At 66.3% G+C, this 20,082-nt stretch carries 21 protein-coding genes; 8 read left to right on the forward strand and 13 right to left on the reverse strand.

Annotation, left to right across the window (positions count from 1 at the left end; translation table 11 throughout):
- The first annotated feature begins 7 nt into the window (after positions 1-7).
- Positions 8-1,297, forward strand: coding sequence for an adenylosuccinate synthase (locus AC59GX_RS01570; protein ID WP_121885604.1), 1,290 nt, complete (start codon positions 8-10; stop codon positions 1,295-1,297).
- A 62-nt stretch (positions 1,298-1,359) separates the two neighbouring features.
- On the opposite strand, the gene AC59GX_RS01575 is transcribed toward AC59GX_RS01570, so the two are convergent.
- The 6 genes from AC59GX_RS01575 to AC59GX_RS01600 form a co-directional block, all read right to left on the reverse strand.
- Positions 1,360-1,854 carry a hypothetical protein gene (locus AC59GX_RS01575; RefSeq protein WP_426282583.1) on the reverse strand — a complete coding sequence of 165 codons (495 nt, stop codon included), beginning with the start codon at positions 1,852-1,854 and terminating at the stop codon, positions 1,360-1,362.
- Positions 1,855-1,910: 56 nt separating this feature from the next.
- A complete protein-coding gene (gene aroC / locus AC59GX_RS01580) occupies positions 1,911-2,978 on the reverse strand; it encodes a chorismate synthase (protein ID WP_426282582.1) in 1,068 nt (355 codons plus the stop codon).
- Positions 2,975-3,388: an endonuclease domain-containing protein gene (locus AC59GX_RS01585; protein WP_426282581.1), complete on the reverse strand. Its 414-nt coding sequence runs from the start codon at positions 3,386-3,388 to the stop codon at positions 2,975-2,977. The genes aroC and AC59GX_RS01585 overlap by 4 nt, the downstream gene beginning before the upstream one ends.
- A 62-nt stretch (positions 3,389-3,450) precedes the next feature.
- Positions 3,451-4,242, reverse strand: coding sequence for an enoyl-ACP reductase FabI (gene fabI, locus AC59GX_RS01590; RefSeq protein WP_426282919.1), 792 nt, complete (start codon positions 4,240-4,242; stop codon positions 3,451-3,453).
- A gap of 23 nt (positions 4,243-4,265) precedes the next feature.
- Positions 4,266-5,141: a YihY/virulence factor BrkB family protein gene (locus AC59GX_RS01595; protein WP_244655510.1), complete on the reverse strand. Its 876-nt coding sequence runs from the start codon at positions 5,139-5,141 to the stop codon at positions 4,266-4,268.
- A gap of 82 nt (positions 5,142-5,223) precedes the next feature.
- Positions 5,224-6,159, reverse strand: coding sequence for a DnaJ C-terminal domain-containing protein (locus tag AC59GX_RS01600; RefSeq protein ID WP_426282580.1), 936 nt, complete (start codon positions 6,157-6,159; stop codon positions 5,224-5,226).
- Between the two features lie 94 nt (positions 6,160-6,253).
- Between AC59GX_RS01600 and AC59GX_RS01605 the strand changes: the two genes are divergently transcribed.
- On the forward strand, positions 6,254-6,397 hold the full coding sequence (locus AC59GX_RS01605) for a hypothetical protein (RefSeq protein WP_426282579.1): 144 nt from the start codon (positions 6,254-6,256) through the stop codon (positions 6,395-6,397).
- A gap of 120 nt (positions 6,398-6,517) precedes the next feature.
- On the opposite strand, the gene AC59GX_RS01610 is transcribed toward AC59GX_RS01605, so the two are convergent.
- The 4 genes from AC59GX_RS01610 to ku all read right to left on the reverse strand — a co-directional run bounded on the left by AC59GX_RS01610 (position 6,518) and on the right by ku (position 13,870).
- Entirely contained in the window at positions 6,518-7,411 is an 894-nt protein-coding gene (locus tag AC59GX_RS01610) for a transglutaminase family protein (RefSeq protein ID WP_426282578.1), read from the reverse strand.
- Positions 7,412-7,559: 148 nt separating this feature from the next.
- Entirely contained in the window at positions 7,560-9,998 is a 2,439-nt protein-coding gene (locus AC59GX_RS01615; protein WP_426282917.1) for a circularly permuted type 2 ATP-grasp protein, read from the reverse strand.
- A 362-nt stretch (positions 9,999-10,360) separates the two neighbouring features.
- Positions 10,361-12,877: a DNA ligase D gene (ligD, locus tag AC59GX_RS01620; RefSeq protein ID WP_426282576.1), complete on the reverse strand. Its 2,517-nt coding sequence runs from the start codon at positions 12,875-12,877 to the stop codon at positions 10,361-10,363.
- A gap of 111 nt (positions 12,878-12,988) precedes the next feature.
- Positions 12,989-13,870, reverse strand: a complete 882-nt coding sequence (gene ku, locus AC59GX_RS01625) for a non-homologous end joining protein Ku (RefSeq protein ID WP_120299473.1) — start codon at positions 13,868-13,870, stop codon at positions 12,989-12,991.
- A 110-nt stretch (positions 13,871-13,980) separates the two neighbouring features.
- Between ku and pdxH the strand changes: the two genes are divergently transcribed.
- Genes pdxH through AC59GX_RS01640 form a run of 3 tightly spaced genes read left to right on the forward strand, consistent with a single transcriptional unit; the run spans position 13,981 to position 16,333 of the window.
- A complete protein-coding gene (gene pdxH, locus AC59GX_RS01630) occupies positions 13,981-14,559 on the forward strand; it encodes a pyridoxamine 5'-phosphate oxidase (protein ID WP_426282575.1) in 579 nt (192 codons plus the stop codon).
- The gene (locus AC59GX_RS01635; RefSeq protein WP_056484804.1) at positions 14,556-15,503 is read left to right on the forward strand and encodes a cation diffusion facilitator family transporter; all 948 of its coding nucleotides are present in this window, start codon (positions 14,556-14,558) and stop codon (positions 15,501-15,503) included. Before pdxH ends, AC59GX_RS01635 begins: the two co-directional genes overlap by 4 nt.
- 38 nt (positions 15,504-15,541) lie before the next feature.
- Positions 15,542-16,333, forward strand: a complete 792-nt coding sequence (locus AC59GX_RS01640; protein WP_426282574.1) for a PhzF family phenazine biosynthesis protein — start codon at positions 15,542-15,544, stop codon at positions 16,331-16,333.
- A 140-nt stretch (positions 16,334-16,473) separates the two neighbouring features.
- Here AC59GX_RS01640 and AC59GX_RS01645 read toward each other — a convergent pair whose 3' ends face one another.
- Complete coding sequence (locus AC59GX_RS01645) at positions 16,474-16,722, reverse strand: UvrB/UvrC motif-containing protein (protein ID WP_056061094.1); 249 nt, start codon at positions 16,720-16,722, stop codon at positions 16,474-16,476.
- Between the two features lie 14 nt (positions 16,723-16,736).
- The gene (gene mnmA / locus AC59GX_RS01650; RefSeq protein WP_497300665.1) at positions 16,737-17,858 is read right to left on the reverse strand and encodes a tRNA 2-thiouridine(34) synthase MnmA; all 1,122 of its coding nucleotides are present in this window, start codon (positions 17,856-17,858) and stop codon (positions 16,737-16,739) included.
- Positions 17,859-18,053: 195 nt separating this feature from the next.
- Between mnmA and AC59GX_RS01655 the strand changes: the two genes are divergently transcribed.
- The 3 genes from AC59GX_RS01655 (at position 18,054) to AC59GX_RS01665 (ending at position 19,035) form a co-directional block, all read left to right on the forward strand.
- Complete coding sequence (locus tag AC59GX_RS01655) at positions 18,054-18,281, forward strand: hypothetical protein (protein WP_056061089.1); 228 nt, start codon at positions 18,054-18,056, stop codon at positions 18,279-18,281.
- Positions 18,282-18,384: 103 nt separating this feature from the next.
- The gene (sciP, locus tag AC59GX_RS01660; RefSeq protein ID WP_056061087.1) at positions 18,385-18,684 is read left to right on the forward strand and encodes a CtrA inhibitor SciP; all 300 of its coding nucleotides are present in this window, start codon (positions 18,385-18,387) and stop codon (positions 18,682-18,684) included.
- Positions 18,685-18,777: 93 nt separating this feature from the next.
- Complete coding sequence (locus AC59GX_RS01665) at positions 18,778-19,035, forward strand: GlsB/YeaQ/YmgE family stress response membrane protein (protein WP_056484797.1); 258 nt, start codon at positions 18,778-18,780, stop codon at positions 19,033-19,035.
- Between the two features lie 239 nt (positions 19,036-19,274).
- Here the strand turns inward: AC59GX_RS01665 and AC59GX_RS01670 are convergent, their stop codons facing one another.
- A complete protein-coding gene (locus tag AC59GX_RS01670; RefSeq protein ID WP_426282572.1) occupies positions 19,275-20,009 on the reverse strand; it encodes an SIMPL domain-containing protein in 735 nt (244 codons plus the stop codon).
- Between the last annotated feature and the right edge of the window lie 73 nt (positions 20,010-20,082).

Raw genomic sequence — 20,082 nt, forward strand, 5'->3', positions numbered from 1 at the left:
ATAGAGTTTGGCCAACGTAGCAGTCATCGGCGCGCAATGGGGCGACGAAGGCAAGGGCAAGATCGTCGACTGGCTCGCCGAGCGCGCCGACATGGTCGTGCGGTTCCAGGGCGGCCACAATGCCGGCCACACGCTGGTCGTCGGCGACAACGTGTACAAGTTGTCGCTGCTGCCGTCGGGTATCGTCCGCGGGACGCCGTCGTTTATCGGCAACGGCGTGGTGCTCGATCCGTGGGCGTTGAAGGACGAGATCGCCCGGTTGGGCGCGCAGGGCGTCGTCGCGACCCCGGAGACGCTGCGGATCGCCGATACCTGCGCGCTGATCCTGCCGTTCCACCGCGATCTCGATGGTCTGCGCGAGGATGCGAGCGGCGCTGGCAAGATTGGCACCACGCGTCGCGGCATCGGGCCTGCGTATGAGGACAAGGTCGGCCGCCGTGCCATCCGCGTCTGCGACCTCGCGCATCTCGACGATCTCGGGCCGCAGCTCGATCGCCTCACCGCGCATCATGACGCGCTGCGCGCCGGCTTTGGCGAGCCGCCCATCGATCGCGCACGCTTGATCGCGGAACTGCGCGAGATCGCTGGCTTCGTGCTGCCCTTCGCCAAGCCCGTGTGGCGCGACCTCAACGCCGCGCGTTCGGCTGGCAAGCGGATCCTGTTCGAGGGCGCACAGGGCGTGCTGCTCGACGTCGACCACGGCACCTATCCGTTCGTTACCTCCTCGAACACCATCGCAGGCGCCGCAGCCGGCGGGTCTGGCCTCGGGCCATCCGCGGTCGGCTTCGTGCTCGGTATCGCCAAGGCATACACGACGCGCGTTGGTTCGGGGCCGTTTCCGACCGAGCTCGAGAACGAGACCGGCGAGCGTCTCGGCGTACGCGGCCATGAGTTCGGGACGGTCACGGGGCGGAAGCGCCGCTGCGGCTGGTTCGACGCGGTGCTGGTGCGGCAGGCGGCGGCGGTCGGTGGCATCACCGGGATCGCGCTGACGAAGATCGACGTGCTCGACGGGTTCGAGACCGTATCGATCTGCACCGGGTACAGCTTGCGCGGCGAGACGCTCGATTACTTCCCGGCGCATGCGGCGGACCAGGCGCTGGTCGAGCCGATCTACGAGACGATGGAAGGCTGGCAGGAGACGACTGCGGGTGCACGCAGCTGGGCCGACCTTCCCGCGCAGGCGATCAAGTATATCCGCCGGATCGAGGAGTTGATCCGCTGCCCGGTGACGTTGGTCTCGACCAGTCCGCAGCGTGCCGACACGATTCTCGTCCGCGATCCGTTCTCGGACTGAGCGGACGCGAAAAAGCCGGGCGATCGCTCGCCCGGCTTTTCATCTACTGTAGCGAGGTCGGATCAGCGCGGGGTGGTCGTGCCGGTTGTCCCGCCCGTGGTCGAACCCATCGTGCCGGTGGTCGTGCCACCCATCGTGCCCGTGGTTCCGGTCGAGCCGCCCATCGTTCCACCCATCGTGCCGGTGGTGCCCATCGTACCAGTCGTGCCGCCCATCGTGTCGGCGCCCATCGTGCTACCGGTCGTGCCCGACATCGTGCTGCCCGTCGTGCCGGTGCCGCTCATGGTGCCCGACGTCGTACCGCGCGTACGGCTGCGAGCCTTGGTGCCACGCTGCGTGCGCGTTGTGGTCGAACGGGTGCTGGTCGAGGGGTTGGCCTGATCCATCGTACCGGTCGACATGCCGCCGGTCGTGCTGCCTGCGGTCGAACCGCCCATGGTGCTTCCGCTCATCGTGCCACCCGTGGTGCCGCCCATCGAGCCGCCGGTGCCCGTCTGTGCCAGTGCCACGCCCGGAATGATCAGCGCTGCCGCTGCGATCGAAGTCAGAATACGCATTTCGCTCTCCTATGTTATTGAAGGGCAAGCGCTTAAGTCCGGCTTATGTTCCAGCGTCAGCCGCACTGGCCTCGATGCAGCAGTGCCTGATCGGCCAGGACGAGGGCGACCATCGCCTCGACCACGGGGACTCCGCGGATCCCAACGCAGGGATCGTGACGGCCCTTGGTGGCGATCGTCGCGGCCTCGCCGGTCGGGCTGATCGTCTCGACCGGGGTGAGGATCGAGCTGGTCGGCTTGAACGCGACGCGCAAGGTGATCGGCTGGCCGGTCGCGATCCCGCCGGCGATCCCGCCGGCATGGTTGGCAAGGAACTCCGGGCCGTCGACACCGGGACGCATCGGGTCGGAATTCGCTTCGCCTGACAGCGCGGCAGCGGCAAACCCGTCGCCGATCTCGATGCCCTTGACCGCGTTGATGCTCATGCAGGCGGAGGCGAGTTCGGAATCGAGCTTGGCATAGAGCGGCGCGCCCCAGCCTGCGGGTACGCCGGTCGCCTCGCACGCGATCACCGCGCCGAGCGAGGAGCCGGATTTCCGCGCGGCGTCGACGAGCGTTTCCCAACGGAGCGCGGCCTCGGCATCGGGGCAGAAGAACGGGTTCTGGTCGATCTGCGCATCGTCGAAGTTGGCCGGATCGATCGCATCGCCCCCGATCGCCTCGACCCATGCGCGGACACGGACCTGCGGCACGACGAGCCGCGCGACCGCGCCGGCTGCAACGCGCGCGGCGGTCTCGCGCGCGGAGGAGCGCCCCCCGCCACGGAAATCGCGGAACCCGTATTTCGCGTCATAGGCATAGTCGGCGTGGCCGGGGCGATAGGCCTTGGCGACGTCCGAATAGTCCTTGGAGCGCTGGTCGACATTCTCGATCATCAGGCTGATCGGCGTTCCCGTGGTGCGCCCCTCGAACACCCCCGAGAGAATGCGCACCGTGTCCGGCTCGCGTCGCTGCGTGGTGAAGCGCGAGGTGCCCGGGCGACGCTTGTCGAGCCACGGCTGGATGTCCGCTTCGGTCAGCGGAATGCCAGGAGGGCAACCGTCGACGATCGCGCCTAGCGCAGGGCCGTGGGATTCGCCCCAAGTGGTGAAGCGGAACAGCCGTCCAAACGTGTTGAAGCTCACTTGCCCCTCTCCCCAACGGGGAGAGGGAGGGGCCCGTGCGAAGCATGGGAGGGTGAGGGCACGCGCGTCAGCCCATCGAGGATCACGGCAAGCACGCCGTCCATCCGCTGCATCACGTCGTTGTTCCAGACACGGATCACACGATATCCCTTGGTCGCGAGAAAGGCGGTTCTATCGTCGTCATAGGCGACATCATCGATATGTTGGCTGCCATCTACCTCGACGACCAGCATGGCGTCCATGCAGAGGAAGTCGGCGATGAAGGGCCCGATCCATACTTGGCGGCGGAACTTGAAGTCGCCGAGACGACGACTGCGGAGGCGGTACCAAAGCCGGTCCTCCGCTTCGGTCGCATCGCGACGTAGCTCTCGGGCTCGGTTCAGTGCTTCGGTGCCGTCGCGTTGCCTCACCTTGCCCTCACCCTCCCATGCTTTGCATGGGCCCCTCCCTCTCCCCGGAGGGGGAGAGGGGCTTAGACCAGTGCGATATCGGGGGCGTCTTCAGCCTTCATGCCGATCACGTTGTAGCCCGCGTCGACATGGTGTGTTTCGCCGGTCACGCCCGACGCCAAGTCGCTCAGCAGGTACAGCCCCGCACCGCCGACGTCGTCGATCGTCACGTTGCGCTTCAGTGGCGAGTTCAATTCGTTCCACTTCAGAATCAGGCGGAAATCGCCGATCCCGCTTGCCGCCAGCGTCTTGATCGGCCCCGCCGAGATCGCGTTGACGCGGATGTTGTCGCGACCCAGATCGACCGCGAGATACTGCACGCTGGTCTCCAGCGCCGCCTTCGCGACCCCCATCACGTTGTAATGCGGGATGACCTTCTCCGCGCCGTAATAGCTGAGCGTCAGCATCGCGCCGCCCTCGGTCATCATCTTGGCCGCGCGCTGCGCCACTGCGACGAACGAATAGACCGAGATGTTCATCGTCATCAGGAAATTGTCGAGGCTGGTGTCGACGAACCGCCCGCGCAGCTCGTTCTTGTCCGAAAAGCCGATCGCGTGAACGACGAAGTCGATCGTCGGCCATTCCTCGGCCAGCTTGTCGAAGGTCGCATCGAGCGCACTCATGTCCGACACGTCGCAATCGAACAGCCGCGCCACGCCCAACTGCTCGGCGAGCGGGCGGACGCGCTTCTCCATCGTCTCGCCCTGGTAGCTGAACGCGAGGTCCGCGCCCGCCTCGGACAGCTTCTTGGCAATCCCCCAGGCCAGCGACTTGTCGTTCGCCAAGCCCATGATCAGCCCACGCTTGCCCGCCATCAAACCGTTCACGCCGTCCCCGCCTATACCTGCATATCCGTAGCAGGCTGCTCTAGCGTTGTTTCGGGTGGTTCCGCCAGTGCTGCGTTGAGATGCGCGCCGAATACGAGACCGAGCCCGATGACATAGAAAAATAACAGCATGATGACGACGCCCGCCAGACTGCCATAGGTGAGGTCGTAACCACCGAGACGCGACAGGATCACCGGCAGCAGCGCGGTCGCGCTGACCCACCAGGCGGTGGTGAACAGGGCGCCCGGCCATTTGCGGCACTTCGAATAGCGATAGCGCGACGGGGTGACCGAGTAGAACAGCAGGTACAGCGCGCCGAACATCAACAGGCCGGGGATGAGTCGCGACAGCCCGACCCAGCCGGCGGCGTCCTGCGCGAAGGGGAGGAGGCGATAGATGAACTGCTCGGCCGCGGTCAGGATACCCTGGACGAGGAACGACAGCAGCGCGATCACCACCGACAGGATGATCACCGCGGACGATCCGAGCCGTGATTTCCAGAACGGCGCGGTTGCCTTGATCCCGTAGGCGCGGTGAAAGATGTCGCGGATCGTCTCGACGAAGCTGCCGACCGTCCACAGTCCGACCAGCGCGCCGAGCCACAACAGCGACCCGGTCCGCGCGGCAAGCACGTCGGCGATCGGCTTGCGCAACAGGTCGCCGACGTTGGGCGGCAGGACGTTGAGGAACGACTCGACCGCGCGCACCGTCTCGACGCTCTGGCCGAAGATCGACAGGATCGCCGCCGCAACGATGAAGAACGGAAACACCGTCATCAGCGCGAGATAGGCGAGGTTCCCCGCGTGGATGAAGCCATCGTTGAAGACGCCGACGGCCGCGCGTTTGAAAACCTCGAACGCGTAACTGCCTGGCCTGACCTTCGCCATGCCGCGGGCGAGACGGGCGCGCGTCGCACCATGATCGTGCGCGCGCGCTTCGGGCGTTAGGGTATTATCATTCACAAGGCGTTCAGACGCCCATGGCCCCCCGCGGGTTCCCCGCTTCGCGACCATCCCAGCTTTCGACGAACGCCGTCAGCGCCGCATCGCTCGCGGGAATGTCGATCATCAGCGTGACCAACTGGTCGCCCCGCGTGCCGCCCTTCTTGTGAAAACCCTTGCCCTTGAGGCGCAGCGTCTTGCCCGAGGTCGTGCCCTTGGGGATGGTCAGCATCACTGGCTTGTCGACCGTCGGTGCCTTGATCGAGCCGCCCAGCACGGCTTCGGCCAGCGTGATCGGCAGGTCGAGGCGGACGTCGTCACCGTCGCGCGTGAAGAACTTGTGCGGCTGGACCTCGATCGTCAGGATCGCATCGCCTGCGCCGCCCGGACCCTGCTCGCCCTTGCCGGCCAGCTTCATCTGCGTGCCGGTCTCGACCCCGGCAGGGAGCTTGAGGTCGAGCGTCTTGCCGTCTGCGAGCGTCACGCGCTGCGGCTCCAGCGTCGCCGCCTCGACGAACGGGACTTGCAGGCGATACGCGGCATTCTCGCCCTTGGGCTGCGCGCGCCGACCGAAGCCGCCGGAGAATCCGCCGCCACCGCCACGCTGCGCGCCGCCGAACAAGCCTTCGAAGATGTCGCTCATGTCGGCCCCGCCGGCGCCGCTCTCATAGCCTTCGCTGCGGAAGCCGCCGCCGGGCTGCGGCCGCCCGCCGCCACCGCCAAAGCCGAACGGCGACGCCGGGTTGCCGTCGCCGTCGATTTCGCCGCGATCGAACCGCGCGCGCTTGTCCTTGTCGTTCAGCAGGTCGTACGCGTTGGTAACGGTGCTAAACCGCTCCGACGCCTTCGGATTGTCCTTGTTGCGATCGGGATGAAGCTCCTTTGCGAGCTTGCGGTACGCCTTCTTGATGTCGGCTTCGGTCGCGTCGCGCGCTACACCCAGAGTCTTGTACGGATCGGCCACTTACGTCCCCATTATACCTTGCGCGTCTATGTGGGGGGATCGCCCGCGCAACGCAATTGCGTGCGGGGTGTTTGGTTGCACGAGAGGAACGATCATGACCGACAAGCAACCGATGCAGGGCGTGCCGAAGGATGACGATGGCGCGAAGGAAAAGGACGGCGTCAACAACGCGCCGGCCAAGGACAAGGGCGGAGAGAGCGGCGGCGGCTCGTATCCGAACCCGCACGACGAGAAGTAACGCTTTCTCCCAAACTTCCGTCATGCCGGGCTCGGTCCGGCATCCACGGTTCCGCACAATCGAGAGACGTGAAACGCGGAACGGTTGGACCCCGGAACAGGTCCGGGGTGACGGAGTGGGTTAGGCGGGTTGTGTCTCATCCAACGGCGCAACATCGACGCTGACGTCCATGTTCTGCGCGCCCGACCCGAGCACCACGCCGTCGACCGGCGCGATCTCCGCGTAATCCCGCCCGACCGCCATCACGATGTGATCGCTCGCCATCCAGATCCCGTTGGTCGGATCGACCCCAATCCAACCACGCACCGGCCCGCACCACAGCAGTACCCACGCATGGGTCGCATCCGCGCCGACCAGCCGGGGCTGCCCCTCGGGCGGGATCGTGCGGATATATCCGGACGCGTACGCCGCGGGGAGACCGGCCGCGCGCAGGCCGGTGATCATGATCTGTGCGAAATCCTGGCAAACGCCCTTGCGCTGGAGGAACGCCTCATGCGGCGGCGTATCGACCAGCGTCGCGTCGGCATCGAATTCGAACTCCACCTGGATCCGCCGCGCGAGCGCGATCCCGGCCTCCAGTGCCCCCCGCGAAGGATCGAGATCGACCGCACAATAGTCCGCGATCGCCTGGTCGAGCGGGATCAGCGGCGAAGGATAGATGTAATTCGCCGGACTCGCCGCGGAAAGATCGGTGCTCGCCCGCGCCATCGCCGCGATCTCGCCCAGCGTCGGATCGCTCGCATCGGGCACGGGCACGAGGCGGTCCACCGTCATCCGCGACCGGCTCTCGATCGTCAGGTGGCGAACCGGACTGTCGACCACTAGCCGCGTGACATTGGCGAGTCCTGCCTCAGCGCGCGCCGCGCTGGTCCGCCCAGCCGGGTGCACTGACAGCGCGTAGCTATCCAGCCGCTGCCCCGGCCAGTCGATCGGCTTCAACCGCAGATTGCACCGCGCAAACTTGACGCTCGCGCCGTAATCGAACGTCGTGACGTGGCGAATGTCGTAGATCATGAAAATCCTCCCCGGCACGGGAAGGGGGACCGCCAGCCTGCTGGTGGTGGAGGGGGGGCGCCACGAACGGTGCGCTGGTGGAGAGCCCCCTCCACCATGCGCTGCATGGTCCCCCTCCCCGTACCGGGGAGGATTTGCACGTCCACTCTCACGCCAACGTCAGCCCGCTAGTCCGCAAAGGCTCAGCCCCCTGCAGGAAATACCGCCGCGCCAGCGCATCCGATACCGCGCCGAGACGCCGCTCGATATCCCCCAGCGTCTCCGCATCCAGCTCCGCGGCCGTCGCGGTCATCACGATCGCCTGCAACCCGGTCGCTTGCGCCTGTTGCGGCTCCGCCATCTCGTCGTCGCTCAGCACCGGTAACTCCGCCAACCGCGCCGCGATCCGCTCCGCCGAAAACGCCAACGACCGAGGATTGCCCGGATCGAGCGCCACCAGATCCATCACCGGCACGCGCGCGATCCCGGTCGGATAGCGCTGCCGATAACTGATCTGGCTGTCGGCAAGGTCGAGCAGCACCGACAGATCGTCCGGCGACGCGCCCGGCATCCCGAACAACCGGATCGCACGCGCCATCGCCATCGCCCGCTCGATCCGCCGCCCGAGATCGTGGAAGCGCCATGCCGCCGTCCGCCCCATATGTTCCGCCGACAGCCCGGCAATCGCCGCATAGCGCCGCTGCAGCGACCCGGCTCGCTCCAGCATTCCGCGATGCGTCGGGAAGGGGGCCTCAAGCAACCGTACCATGTCCGCCGACAGCCGGTCGCGCGAGCCTTCGCCGATCTCGCGGGCGTGGCGGTTGAGCGTCAGGATCGACTGCCAGCGTTCGTCCTCCATCGCGGTGCGGGCGAGCGCGGTCAGGTCGGCGCGGCGCAGCGACGGCGGGTGCGGCGCGCTGCCAGCGCCGACGATCAGCCCGACCAGCTTGCCGACCGTAGTCGGCGACAAGACTGCGCCGCCGTCGACGTCGATCGAATTGCCGAGCATCACGCGGATCGCGCCAAGCAAAGCCTCGCCCCGCTCCAGATAGCGCCCAAGCCAATAGAAATTGTCCGCCACCCGGCTCGGCAACGTCCCCGGATTGCGCCGCACTTGGAGCGAGTCCGCGGCGGTCAGCAGCGATACCGGCGCGACCGGCTCGGCACCATAGATGCAGACGTCGGCGGACCAGATGCCTTCGCCCATGACCGCCGCCCGCGCGTCGGGATGCTCGCCGATCCGCGCGAACCCGCCGGGGAGGACGGTCCATTCGCCGTCGCCGTTACGCGCCGCGAAGACACGTAGGGTGAAGGGGCGGGGGACCAGCGCATCGCCGACCACGACCGGCATCGTCGAGAGCTGGACCAGTTCCTGCCCGACATAATCCTGCGGCCGGTTCGCCATGTCCGCGAGCAGGCGCGTCCTGTCTTCGCCGGTCATGTCGGCGCCAGCGGTTGGGCCGCCGGTCATGCCGAGCGGGCGTGCGTGGAAGGCGGGACCGATCAGCAGGCGATCGAAATTCGCCTCGACCTGCGCCCGCGCGCCGTCCTGCCCGCACCACCACGTCGCGATGTTGGGCAGCAGCAGGTCTTCGCCGAGCATCGATTTCGCAAGCTGCGGCAGGAACGCCGAGAACGACGGTGCCTCGAGCACGGCCGAGCCCGGCGCATTCGACAGCACGACGTTGCCGGCGGCATAGGCGTCGATCAGCCCGGGCACGCCGATCTGCGAATGCGTGTCGAATGCCAGCGGATCGAGCAGCCGTGGGTCGAGCCGCCGCCACAGCGCATCGATCCGCTTGAGCCCGCCGATGGTGCGGACATACACCTTGTCCTCGAGCGCGGCGAGATCGGCACCTTCGACCAGCAGCAGCCCGAGATACCGCGCGAGGTGCGCCTGCTCGGGATAGCTCGGGTTGAACCGACCGGGCGTGAGCAACCCGATCCGCGGGTCGGTCCGCTTGCACATCGCCGCGATCCCGGCGCGGAAGGCTGCAAAGAACGGCGCATGCCGCTGGACGTTGAGCCGATCCTGCAACCCGCCGAGCGTCCGGCTGACGGCGATGCGGTTCTCCAGCGCGTAACCAGCACCGGCCGGCGCGCGGAGGTGATCGGCGAGCACGCGCCATTCGCCGGTCGGTCCGCGGCCGAGGTCGATCGCGATGAAGTCGAGATGGCGGCCGCCCGGCGGGTCCAGCCCGACCATCGGTCGGAGGAAGAACGGGCTGCCGGTGACGAGCGCGGCGGGGATGTGGCCGTCTGCGACCAGCTTTCCCTCGCCGTAGAGGTCGGCGATCACCGTCTCCATCAACGTCGCGCGCTGGATCACGCCGCGCTCGATCCCCGCCCATTCGCCGGCCTCGATCAGCAAGGGTACGGGCGAGACGGGCCAGGGGCGCTCGTCGGGTTCGTCGGCGATGCGGAAGCCGGTGCCGATGTCGACCGCATGCCGCTGGACGCGCTCACGGATGTGGCCGAGGTCGTCCGAGGCGACCGTGGCCAGCTCGGCGAACATCGCCGCCCAGGCGGGGTCTGCATCTTCGCAGAGCACGTCGGCGCCAGTGCTGCGCGTGCAATAGTCGGCGATCCACCGCTCGGCATGGATCATCGCGTCGAAAAGGGGCGCGGTGTGCGTCGCCGTGTCCAATGCCTCAAGCCCCCGAATACAGGCGGCGGTGTTTCACCTTTCGACGCGGCGGTGCAACATAAATTGTCGCGAAGGCCGCGCGTTACTCCTGTTCTCTCGCGAACGCGAAGGGCCAGGAATCCCAGGCGCTGCGTGCAGTTACCCTGGACCCCCGCGTTCGCGGGGGACAGTAAGGGGGCGAGCTGTCGCTTTTACAAACCACCACCCCGGCGAAGGCCGGGGCCCAGTTGGCAAGGTGGTCGTAACGAAGCGTTGCCCTTCGTTAGCAACGTTCCCCAACTGGGCTCCGGCCTTCGCCGGGGTGGTGCTAGGGGAGGGGCCGCTCAAAGATCCGGCAACACCTGATCCGCCATACCCCAACCCGCCAAAGCACGCGAGCCAGCCCTCGCGATCAACTCGGCCCCATCCTTTACACCCCATCTTGCCGCCGTCTCGATATCCCGCAGCTCGGTCCAAGACACCGGTGCCGCCACTGGCGCACCCGCCCGAGCCCGCGCCGAATACGGCATCACTGCGGTCGCCCCGCGCTGGTTCCGCAGCCAGTCGATGAAGATCCGCCCCTTCCGCTTGGCCTTCGCCATTGTCGCGACGAAGCGCTCGGGATCCGCCCCCGCCATCGCCCGCGCGAAGCGGTCCGCGAAGTCCTTCACCGCCGGCCATTCCGCCTCGGGGGTCAGCGGCACGACGACATGCACGCCCTTGCCCCCCGACAGCATCGGGAAGCTGACCAACCCCAGTTCCGCGAGCTGGTTCTTAAGATGCTCGGCCGCCTTTTTGGTGTCGCCGAAGTCGAGCCCCTCGTCCGGGTCGAGATCGAATATCAGTCGGTCCGGTTTCTCCAGGGCCGCGTTCGACGAGCCCCAGCCGTGGAACTCGATCGTGCCCATCTGCACGCACGCGACCAATCCGTCGGCGTCATCGACGTACAGATAGTCCTCGGTCGAGCCGTCCTTCTCGCGGATCGGCACCTGGTGGACCGCGTCGCCGAAGCTTCCGGCATCGTGTTTCTGGAAGAAGCACGCGCGCGATCGACCTTGGGGGCAACGGACGAGGCTGATCGGGCGATTGCCCGCGACCGGCAGCATGATGCCCGAGACCGCGACGTAATAGTCGGCCAGATCGCCCTTGGTGACGTCCGACTTGTCGAAGATCACGCGGTCGCGGCTGCTGACCTTTATGCTGGTCGCGGGTGCCGCGGCTTCCTCCACATCGGGCGGCGGGGCGGGCGTCTCGGCGACGACGTCCTTAGCCGCCTTGTCCTCGCGCAGGCCGATGAAGCTCGAATGGCGGAGCACGCCGTCCGGAGTGACTTCGGCAAACGCGACTTCCGCGACCAGTTTCGGCGTCACCCACTTCGCGCCGCGGACCGCTGCCTTTGGCGCCTCGACCGTGGGCGTCTTGCGGTCGAGTGCGTCGAGCTTGTCGCGGATCTCGTCCATCAACGCCTGGTCGAACCCGGTGCCGACCTTCCCCGCATACCTGAAGCCCTTGCCTTCGCGGACACCGAGCAACAGCGACTTGAACCCGCGTTTCTTGTCGGAGGGCAGCCAGCCGACGATCACGAATTCCTGGCGGTGCGTGCATTTGACCTTGAGCCAGGCCTTGGTTCGCTTGCCGGCATAGGGCGCGTCGGCGCGTTTCGAGACGATGCCTTCGAGGCCTTCGCGGCACATTGTCTCGAACAATTGCTCGCCCGCGCCGATGACGTGGTCGGAGTAGCGGAGGCGGTCCTCGTCCTCGGGGATCAGTGGTTGCAGGCGCGCCTTGCGGTCGAGATTGGATAGACCGGTCAGGTCTTCGCCGTCGAGCGCGAGCAGGTCGAACGCGAACAATGTCATGTCGCCGCCGGCGGAAATTGCGTCCTTCAGCGTCGAGAAGTCGGGATGGCCGTCCTTGAACGCGACGATCTCGCCGTCGATCAGCGCGGATTTTATCGGGAGTTTCGCGGCGGCGTCGGCGATCGCGGCGAACTTGTCGGTCCAGTCGAGGCCGGTGCGGGTGAAGACCTTGGCCTTGCCGTTGGCGACGGAGATCAGCGCGCGGTAGCCGTCGTATTTCACCTCGTGCAGCCAGGTGGATCCGGTGGGGACGGCGTCGACGAGGGTGCAAAGTTGGAGGTCGCGGAACTCGGGCAGTTTGACCGCGCTGCGCCCCGACCCCTTCGTCGCCCCAGCGGAGGCTGGGGTCTCCCGCGGCTCCTGTTCCGTTTTTGCTGCTTGAGATCCCAGCTTTCGTTGGGATGACGGGCGGGGGGAGCGTGCCGGCTTTTTGTCCTCTTCGATCTCGACCATCGTCCGGCCGGTCGAGACGCTGGTCAGCGCTTCCTCGACCAGCGTGTCCGTGCCGCCCGCCGCGGCGTCGTCGATCTTCCGCAGCAGCCAGTTCTCGCGTTTCTCCTTCGCGCGGGGCTTCAGGCGGATGAGCAGCCATTCGCCCTTCATCCGTTCGCCATCGAGGACGAAGTGGAGATGGCCCTCGTCGAGGTCCTTGGCCGACTTGCCCTTGATCGGCGACCATGTGCCGCGGTCCCACAGCATCACCGTGCCGCCGCCATATTCGCCAGCGGGGATCGTGCCTTCGAAGGTGGCGTAGCTGAGCGGGTGATCCTCGGTGCGGACGGCGAGGCGCTTTTCAGCGGGGTCGAGGCTGGGGCCACGGGTGACCGCCCAGCTTTTCAGGACGCCGTCGACTTCGAGGCGGAAGTCCCAGTGGAGGCGGGTGGCGTCGTGCTTCTGGACCATGAAGCTGTTGCCGTTGCCGGGGGCCAGCGTGCCCGCGGGTTCGGCGGTTTTCGTGAAGTTCCGCTTGGAATTATAGAGCGCTAGGGGATCGTCGACCATCTTCACGCCTCCCTGGAAGGGAGGGGCCGGGGGTGGGTCGGCCGCTTGGCGGGCGGGGCGCTATTACGGTAAGGGACCCACCCCCAACCCCTCCCTTTCAGGGATGGGAGCTTACGCACGTTTTTTGGCTGGCGCTTTGGCCGCCGTCTTAGCCGGCGCGCGCTTGGCGGGGGCCTTCTTCGCAGGCGCCTTCTCTGCCGCGCCCCCACTTTTCTCCATCGACTTCTTCAACGCCGCCATCAGATCGACCACGTTCGAGCCGGTCTTTCCGCCGGTGTCCTTGTCCTCGATGATCTTCTTCCCGTTCGACTTGCGCTTGCGTTCGATCAGGTCCTTCAGCGCGTCGACATAGCGATCGTGGAATTCCTGCGGATGGAAGTCGGCGCTGCGCTTTTCGATCAGCGCTTCGGCGAGTTCGAGCAGTTCCTCGGACGGCTTGTCATCGGGGATCTCGCGGAAATACCCCTGCGCCTTGTGCACCTCGTCGGCGTAGCGCAGCGTCTCCAGCACCATGCCGCGCCCGCATGGCTTGAGGCTCACGACGTATTCGCGCCCGCGCATCGCAAGCTGGCCGAGCCCGACCTTCTTCGTCCGCTTCAACGCTTCGCGCAGAACGATGAACGCCTCCTCCGCGAGATCATCCGCGGGCACCACGAAATACGGCTTCTCGTAATAGAGCACGTCGATCTCGCTCGCGTCGACGAACTGCGTGAGTTCCAGCGTCTTCTTCGACTCGAGCTTCACCGCATCGATCTCGTCCTGCTCCAACAGGACGTATTCGCCCTTCGAGACCTCGTACCCCTTCATGATCTCGTCGGCGTCGACCGGGCCGACGCCGGTGACGACCTTGTCGTAATGGATCGGCTGGCCCGACGGCTCGTGGATCTGCTTGAACGACACCGCCGCGCCGGATTTCGTCGCGGAATAGATCTCGACCGGAATCGAGACGAGGGCCAGCCGGATCTGCCCCTGCCAATACGCGCGCGCTGCCATCTTGCGTGTTCCTTCGTTGCGGAAACGATTCGATTACCTGGGTCAATCATCGGCACGGTAGAGTCGTTCCAAAGTTTCGTTCCGCGCCAAATCCCGCTATGGCGCGCGGCATGTCAGACGATCCCTTCACGCTGTTCGATAGCTGGTACGCCGAGGCCAAGCAGTCCGAGCCGAACGACCCCAACGCGGTGGCGCTCGCGACGGCCGATGCCGAGGGCCGTCCGTCGGTCCGCATGGTGCTGCTGAAGGGGCACGGCCCCGATGGCTTCGTGATCTACACCAACCGCGAAAGCCGCAAGGCGGGCGACCTCGCCGCCAATCCGCAGGGGGCGCTGCTGTTCCACTGGAAGTCGTTGCGTCGCCAGATCCGGATCGAGGGGCCGGTGTCATGGGCCAGCGATGAAGAGTCCGACGCCTATTTCGCCTCGCGTGGCCGTGATTCGCAGCTTGGCGCCTGGGCGTCGGAGCAGTCCCGGCCGCTCGACAGCCGCGAGACGTTCGAGCAGCGCTATGCCGAGATGACCGCGAAGTTCGAAGGCCAGGACGTGCCGAGGCCGCCGCATTGGGGTGGCTACCGTGTTACGCCGACGCGGATCGAGTTCTGGCAGGACCGTGCGCACCGGCTCCACGAACGGCGACTGTTCGTTCGCGAAGACGGCAATTGGAGCGAGGGGCTGTTGTTCCCATGACGCAGGACGAACGGCGCAAGGTCATACCCCTCGCAACACGCGCGGCGCTCGCCAGCGTCGCGATGGCGTGTTTCCTGCTGCTGCTGAAGGGATTTGCGGCGTGGTCGACGGGCTCGGTGGCGATGCTCGGCTCGCTCGCCGATACCGCGCTCGACCTGCTCGCGTCGCTGGTCACGCTGTACGGCGTGCGGCTGGCGGCGACGCCGGCGGACCACGATCACCGCTTCGGCCACGGCAAGGCGGAGGCGCTCGCAGCGCTGTTCCAGGTCATGCTGATCACCGCGTCGGCGGTCGGCATCGCGTGGCGCGCTATCCTCGCATTCGGCGATCCGCAGCCGACCACCGGGGCCGAGTTCGGCATCGGCGTGTCGGTGATCGCGATCGCCGCGACGGTGTTCCTGCTGGCCTATCAGCGCAAGATCATCCGCCAGACCGGCTCGGTCGCGATCCTGGCGGACAACGTCCATTACCAGTCCGACGTGCTGCTCAACGGCTCGGTGATCGTCGCGCTCGTGCTCGATCAATATGTCGGGTGGAGCGGCGCGGATCCGATCTTCGGCATCGTCATCGCGCTGTGGCTCGCCTGGGGCGCGTTCCAGGCATCGTCGAATGCGATCGACCAGCTGATGGACAAGGAGTGGCCGGAGGATTTCCGGGCGCAATTTCTTGACGTCGCCGCGCGCCAGCCCGGCATCCGCGGCATTCACGATTTCCGCACACGGCGCTCTGGCAGCCACGATTTCGCGCAGTTCCACATGGAGGTCGCGCGTGACCTGACCGTGGAACATGCGCACGACATCGTCGAGGCGGTCGAGCGCAACCTGCGCACCGCTTTCCCGAAGGTCGAGGTGCTGATCCATCTCGATCCCGAGGGGCATGTCGACACCGACAATCCGCTGGTCGAGGCGGACGTGACGCCGCATTGGTTCGGCAAGCGGGTATAGTCCGTTCGAGATTCGGCAACGCGTTTGAGGATTCAGGCATGAGAATACCGTTCGCGCAGATCGATGCGTTTTCCGACACGCCGTTCGGCGGCAACCAGGCGGCGGTGATGCCGCTGTCCGCATGGCTCGACGACGACGTGCTCCTCAACATCGCGCAGGAGAACAACCTGAGCGAGACCGCGTTCATCGTCGCTTCGGACGACGAGGGTGTCGATTTCGATCTTCGCTGGTTCACGCCGGGGGCGGAGGTGGCGCTGTGCGGCCACGCGACGCTGGCGAGTGGGCATTTCGTGCTGTCGTCGGATACCGCGCTCGATCGGGTGCGGTTCCGGACGCGGCAGGCGGGGATGCTCGAGGTTGCGCGGGCTGATAGCGGGTACACGCTGGAGCTGCCGGCTTGGGGACCTAGCCCGAAAGCGATCCCGGAAATCGTCGCGGCGCTGAACATCGAGGCGCCCGTCGAGACCCTGTGGCACGAGAAGGGCTATGCGCTCGTGATCGTTGAGAACGAGACCGTGGTGCGCGACCTGAAGCCGGACTTTGCGGCGCTGGCGAAGTTCCCGATCGTCGCGATCGTCGCGGCGCGGGGGGACGCGACCGACATCGTCAGCCGCGTGTTCACGCCGTACTACGCGATCGACGAAGATCCGGTGACGGGCTCGGCGCATGCGGTAATGGTGCCGTATTGGGCGCCGACCTTGGGGAACAGCTTTACGGCGTACCAGGCGAGCGCGCGGGGCGGAAAGCTGACTTGTCGGCTTGAGGGCGACCGCGTGGTGCTAGGCGGATCATGCGTGACGACGATCGAGGGTACGTTCCTGCTGCCGTGATTCGGGTGCCGTGATCTGCCCCCCTCCCTGGAAGGGAGGGGCCGGGGGTGGGTCGGCTTCCGCATTCTCCGAACGCGCGTGACTCAAGCCGGCCTACCCACCCCCAACCCCTCCCTTTCAGGGAGGGGGGCGAATAAGAGCTACCGCTTCCGCCCCTTGGTCATCGGATCAGGCTTTTTTGGCTTTACCCACCCCGGCGGCGGCGTCATGCGTTGCTGGCTGGTGCCGAGCCCCATTGCCCCCGGCTGTTGGCGCGTCAGCCCGGCGGTGTCCGCCACCTCACCACCGCCGCGCAACACACTGATCTGATCGCGCAACTTGCCCGCGGTTTCGAAGTCCATCGCCGCGGCGGCGGCTTCCATCTGGCGGCGTAGATCTTCGATATCCATCCGCCCTGAACGCGTCAGGCGGCGACGAGTGCCGCTTCGGTTTCCGCGATCCAGCCGCCGCCGAGCACGCGCTCGTCCGCATAGAGTACTGCCGCCTGACCGGGCGCGACGCCGTATTCGGGCGCATCGAACACCACGCGGTTGCCGATTAGACGGGCAGGGACGGGTTTCGCCATTGATCGCACCTTGGCGGTCAGCGGCCCGGTGAAGTCCCCGCCCAACCAGTTGATGTCGGTCATCCGCGCCGCCTGCACCGCGAGCGCGCGACGGGGGCCGACGACGACGCGCTTCGTCTCAGGCTCGACTCGCACGACGTAGAGCGGCTCGGGACTGCCGCCGATCTCCAGCCCGCGGCGTTGGCCGACGGTGAAGTGGATCAGCCCACGATGTTCGCCGAGCTTCGCGCCGCCGAGATCGACGATGTCGCCCGCGGTCTCTTCCGCCTCGGGGCGCAGTTTTTTGACGAGACCGGCGTAGTCGCCGTCGGGAACGAAGCAGATGTCCTGGCTATCGGGCTTGGCCGCGACGCCGAGCCCGAGTTCCGCCGCGATCTCCCGCACTCGTGCCTTGGGTAAGCCGCCGAGCGGAAATCGGAGATAATCGAGCTGTGTCTGCGTGGTCGCGAACAGGAAATAGCTCTGGTCGCGGGCGGGATCGGCGCCGCGGTGGAGTTCGGCACCGTGCGCGCCTTCGAACCGGCGGACATAATGGCCGGTCGCCAAGCAGTCTGCGCCGAGATCGCGCGCAAGCTTCAGCAGGTCGGTGAACTTTGGCCCCATGTTGCACTGGACGCACGGGATCGGCGTGCGACCGGCGAGATACTCGTCGGCGAATTTGTCGACGACCTGCTCACGGAAGCTGGTTTCGTGATCGAACACGTAATGCGCGATGCCGAGTCGGTCGCAGACCGCGCGGGCGTCGCGGATGTCGCGGCCGGCGCAGCACGAGCCGGCGCGGCCCACCGCCTCGCCGTGATCGTAGAGCTGGAGCGTCACGCCGATCGTCTCGGCGCCGGTGGCGTGCGCGAGCGCGGCGACGACCGAGCTGTCGACGCCGCCCGACATCGCCACGACGATGCGCTTTACGGCCATGCCCGTATCGGCACTGGCCCCGAGCTGAAAATCGGTCTGATCCATGCGGCGCTACATAAGCGCGGAGGCACCGCGTTGCAAAAAGATGCGTCGATTAACCTCGATCAGGCCGAAGCGAGTGAAAAATGCGACCGGCGAACGTCGCAATGCAACAAATCGGCCACTGCGTGGCGGGTGTTTTACGCAGTCTTCATCCCCTTGGCTTAGACAGGGGCTTCCGAGAATGAAGCGAGTATCCCGTTGGACCTGAGTTTTCCCCGTTTCGATCGCGACGCAGAGGTCACCGTTCTCCCGGGTGACCTGGCCGTCCTGATCGTCGGTATCGCCGCCCGACAGGCAGCGAGCCCGACAGCGGCGGTGCAGGCGGGATTTGCTCGCGCCACGATCGATCCGAAGTTGTTTGCGCCGCTCCACGGTGCGTTCAACGGGCCGATGGCCGCGGCGTTGACCCGTTGGAAGGAGGAATGAAGATGCTGTTTACCGCGGCGTTTCAGCCGATCTTCAAGACCTGCGATTACAGGTCGAGTGTGCGTATCGAGAGGGGGCCCCCCGCCCCGATCAGAGGTTTCAAATGATCGAGAACCAGAAAATCCGTCCCGGCAAGGTCATCGGGCCTTTGGGCGAGCAGCTGACGCTGGACAGCCTGCCACCGCCCAGCACCACGCGCTGGGTCGTGCGGCGCAAGGCCGAAGTCGTCGCTGCGGTGAATGGCGGGCTGTTGAGCGTCGACGATGTCTGCGCGCGCTACGGCCTGACGGTCGAGGAGTTCGCCGGATGGCAGCGGGCGATCGATCGGTCGGGAATGCCCGGACTGCGGGTCACACGAATTCAGCACTATAAATCGTTGTACGAGCGCCAACAAAAGTATTGAGCGGCAAAACTCAAAACGCGAGCGGAACAAAAAACGCCGTTCGCACGTCTTTCCGCCATCGCCCGGATACGGGTTCAACGGAGGGAAAATATCATGGGTCTCATTCTTTGGCTGATCATCGGCGGCGTCATCGGCTGGATCGCTAGCATGATCATGCGCACCGACGCGCAGCAGGGCATCTTCCTGAACATCATCGTCGGCATCGTCGGCGCGTTCATCGGTGGCCTCATCTTGTCGGGTGGCTCGATCAACAACGCACCGCTCACGCTGACCTCGTTCATCGTGTCGCTGCTGGGCGCCATCGTCCTGCTCGCGATCGTGAACCTCGTGCGTCGCGGTAGCGTCCGCTAAGAGTTCGCTTCGTCACGCGAAGTTAAAGAAGGGCCGTCCGGGCAACCGGGCGGCCCTTTTTTCGTGCGTGCGATTATTTGCCGGTTCCGCAGCCGGCCTTTGCATCCTCCCCCGCCAGGGGGAGGTGTCGCCGAAGGTGACGGAGGGGGAGGAGCGCGCAACACCCGTTATCGCTTACCTCCCCCTCCGTCTGGCAAGTGCCAGCCACCTCCCCCTTGCGGGGGAGGATCGTAAGAGGGTCAGTTCAGCAGGAAGCGTACCGACAGCGTGACCGTCACGTCCTTCTCGCCGGGTGCGATCTGCGTGCTGTCCTTGGCCATCGCCGCACGCGCCATGAACATCGGTTGTGCAGGACCACCCGTATCCTGGCCCGACTCCGCGATCGAGACGATCCGCGACACGCGCAGCCCCGCCGCCTTGGCATACAGATCCGCGCGGCGCTTGGCCTGCGCGATCGCGTCGGTCCGTGCCTCGTCGAGCGCCGCGTCGGGCTTGTCGATCGACAGGTTCGGCCCGTCGATCTGGTTCGCACCCTGCGCCACCAGCGCGTCGAGGATCGTCCCCGACTTGGCGACGTCGCGGAAGCGGATCGAGACGGTGTTGGTCGCCTGATACCCGGTGATCACCGGCGGCTGGTTGTCGGCGTAGCGATATTGTGGCGACAGTTGGACGTTCGAGGTAGCGACGTCGCGCGGTGCGACGCCCGCCCGCTTGAGCGCGTCGAGCACCTTGGCCATCCGCTGCGCATTGTCGGTGAGCGCCGCGGCGGCAGTCGGCGACTGAGACACGACCCCCGCGCGAATCGTCGCGAGATCGGGCACGCGCGTCGTGCGACCCTCGGCGGTCACGTCCAGCACGGTCCCGGCGGCGGGTACCATCGGCTCGACCGTGGTCGGGGCGGCCTGGGCATTGGCAGCGGTAGGAAGAATCGCGGTGGCGCTCGCCAAGATGGTCAGGAACGATGCGGTCTTCATGATGGTGTCTCCCGTTGAACTGTCCGTGCGTGTCGCCCGGATCGGCTCAACACAAGCTGAACGTCTTCCAACT

The organism is Sphingomonas sp. 320_CC, from assembly GCF_059691795.1.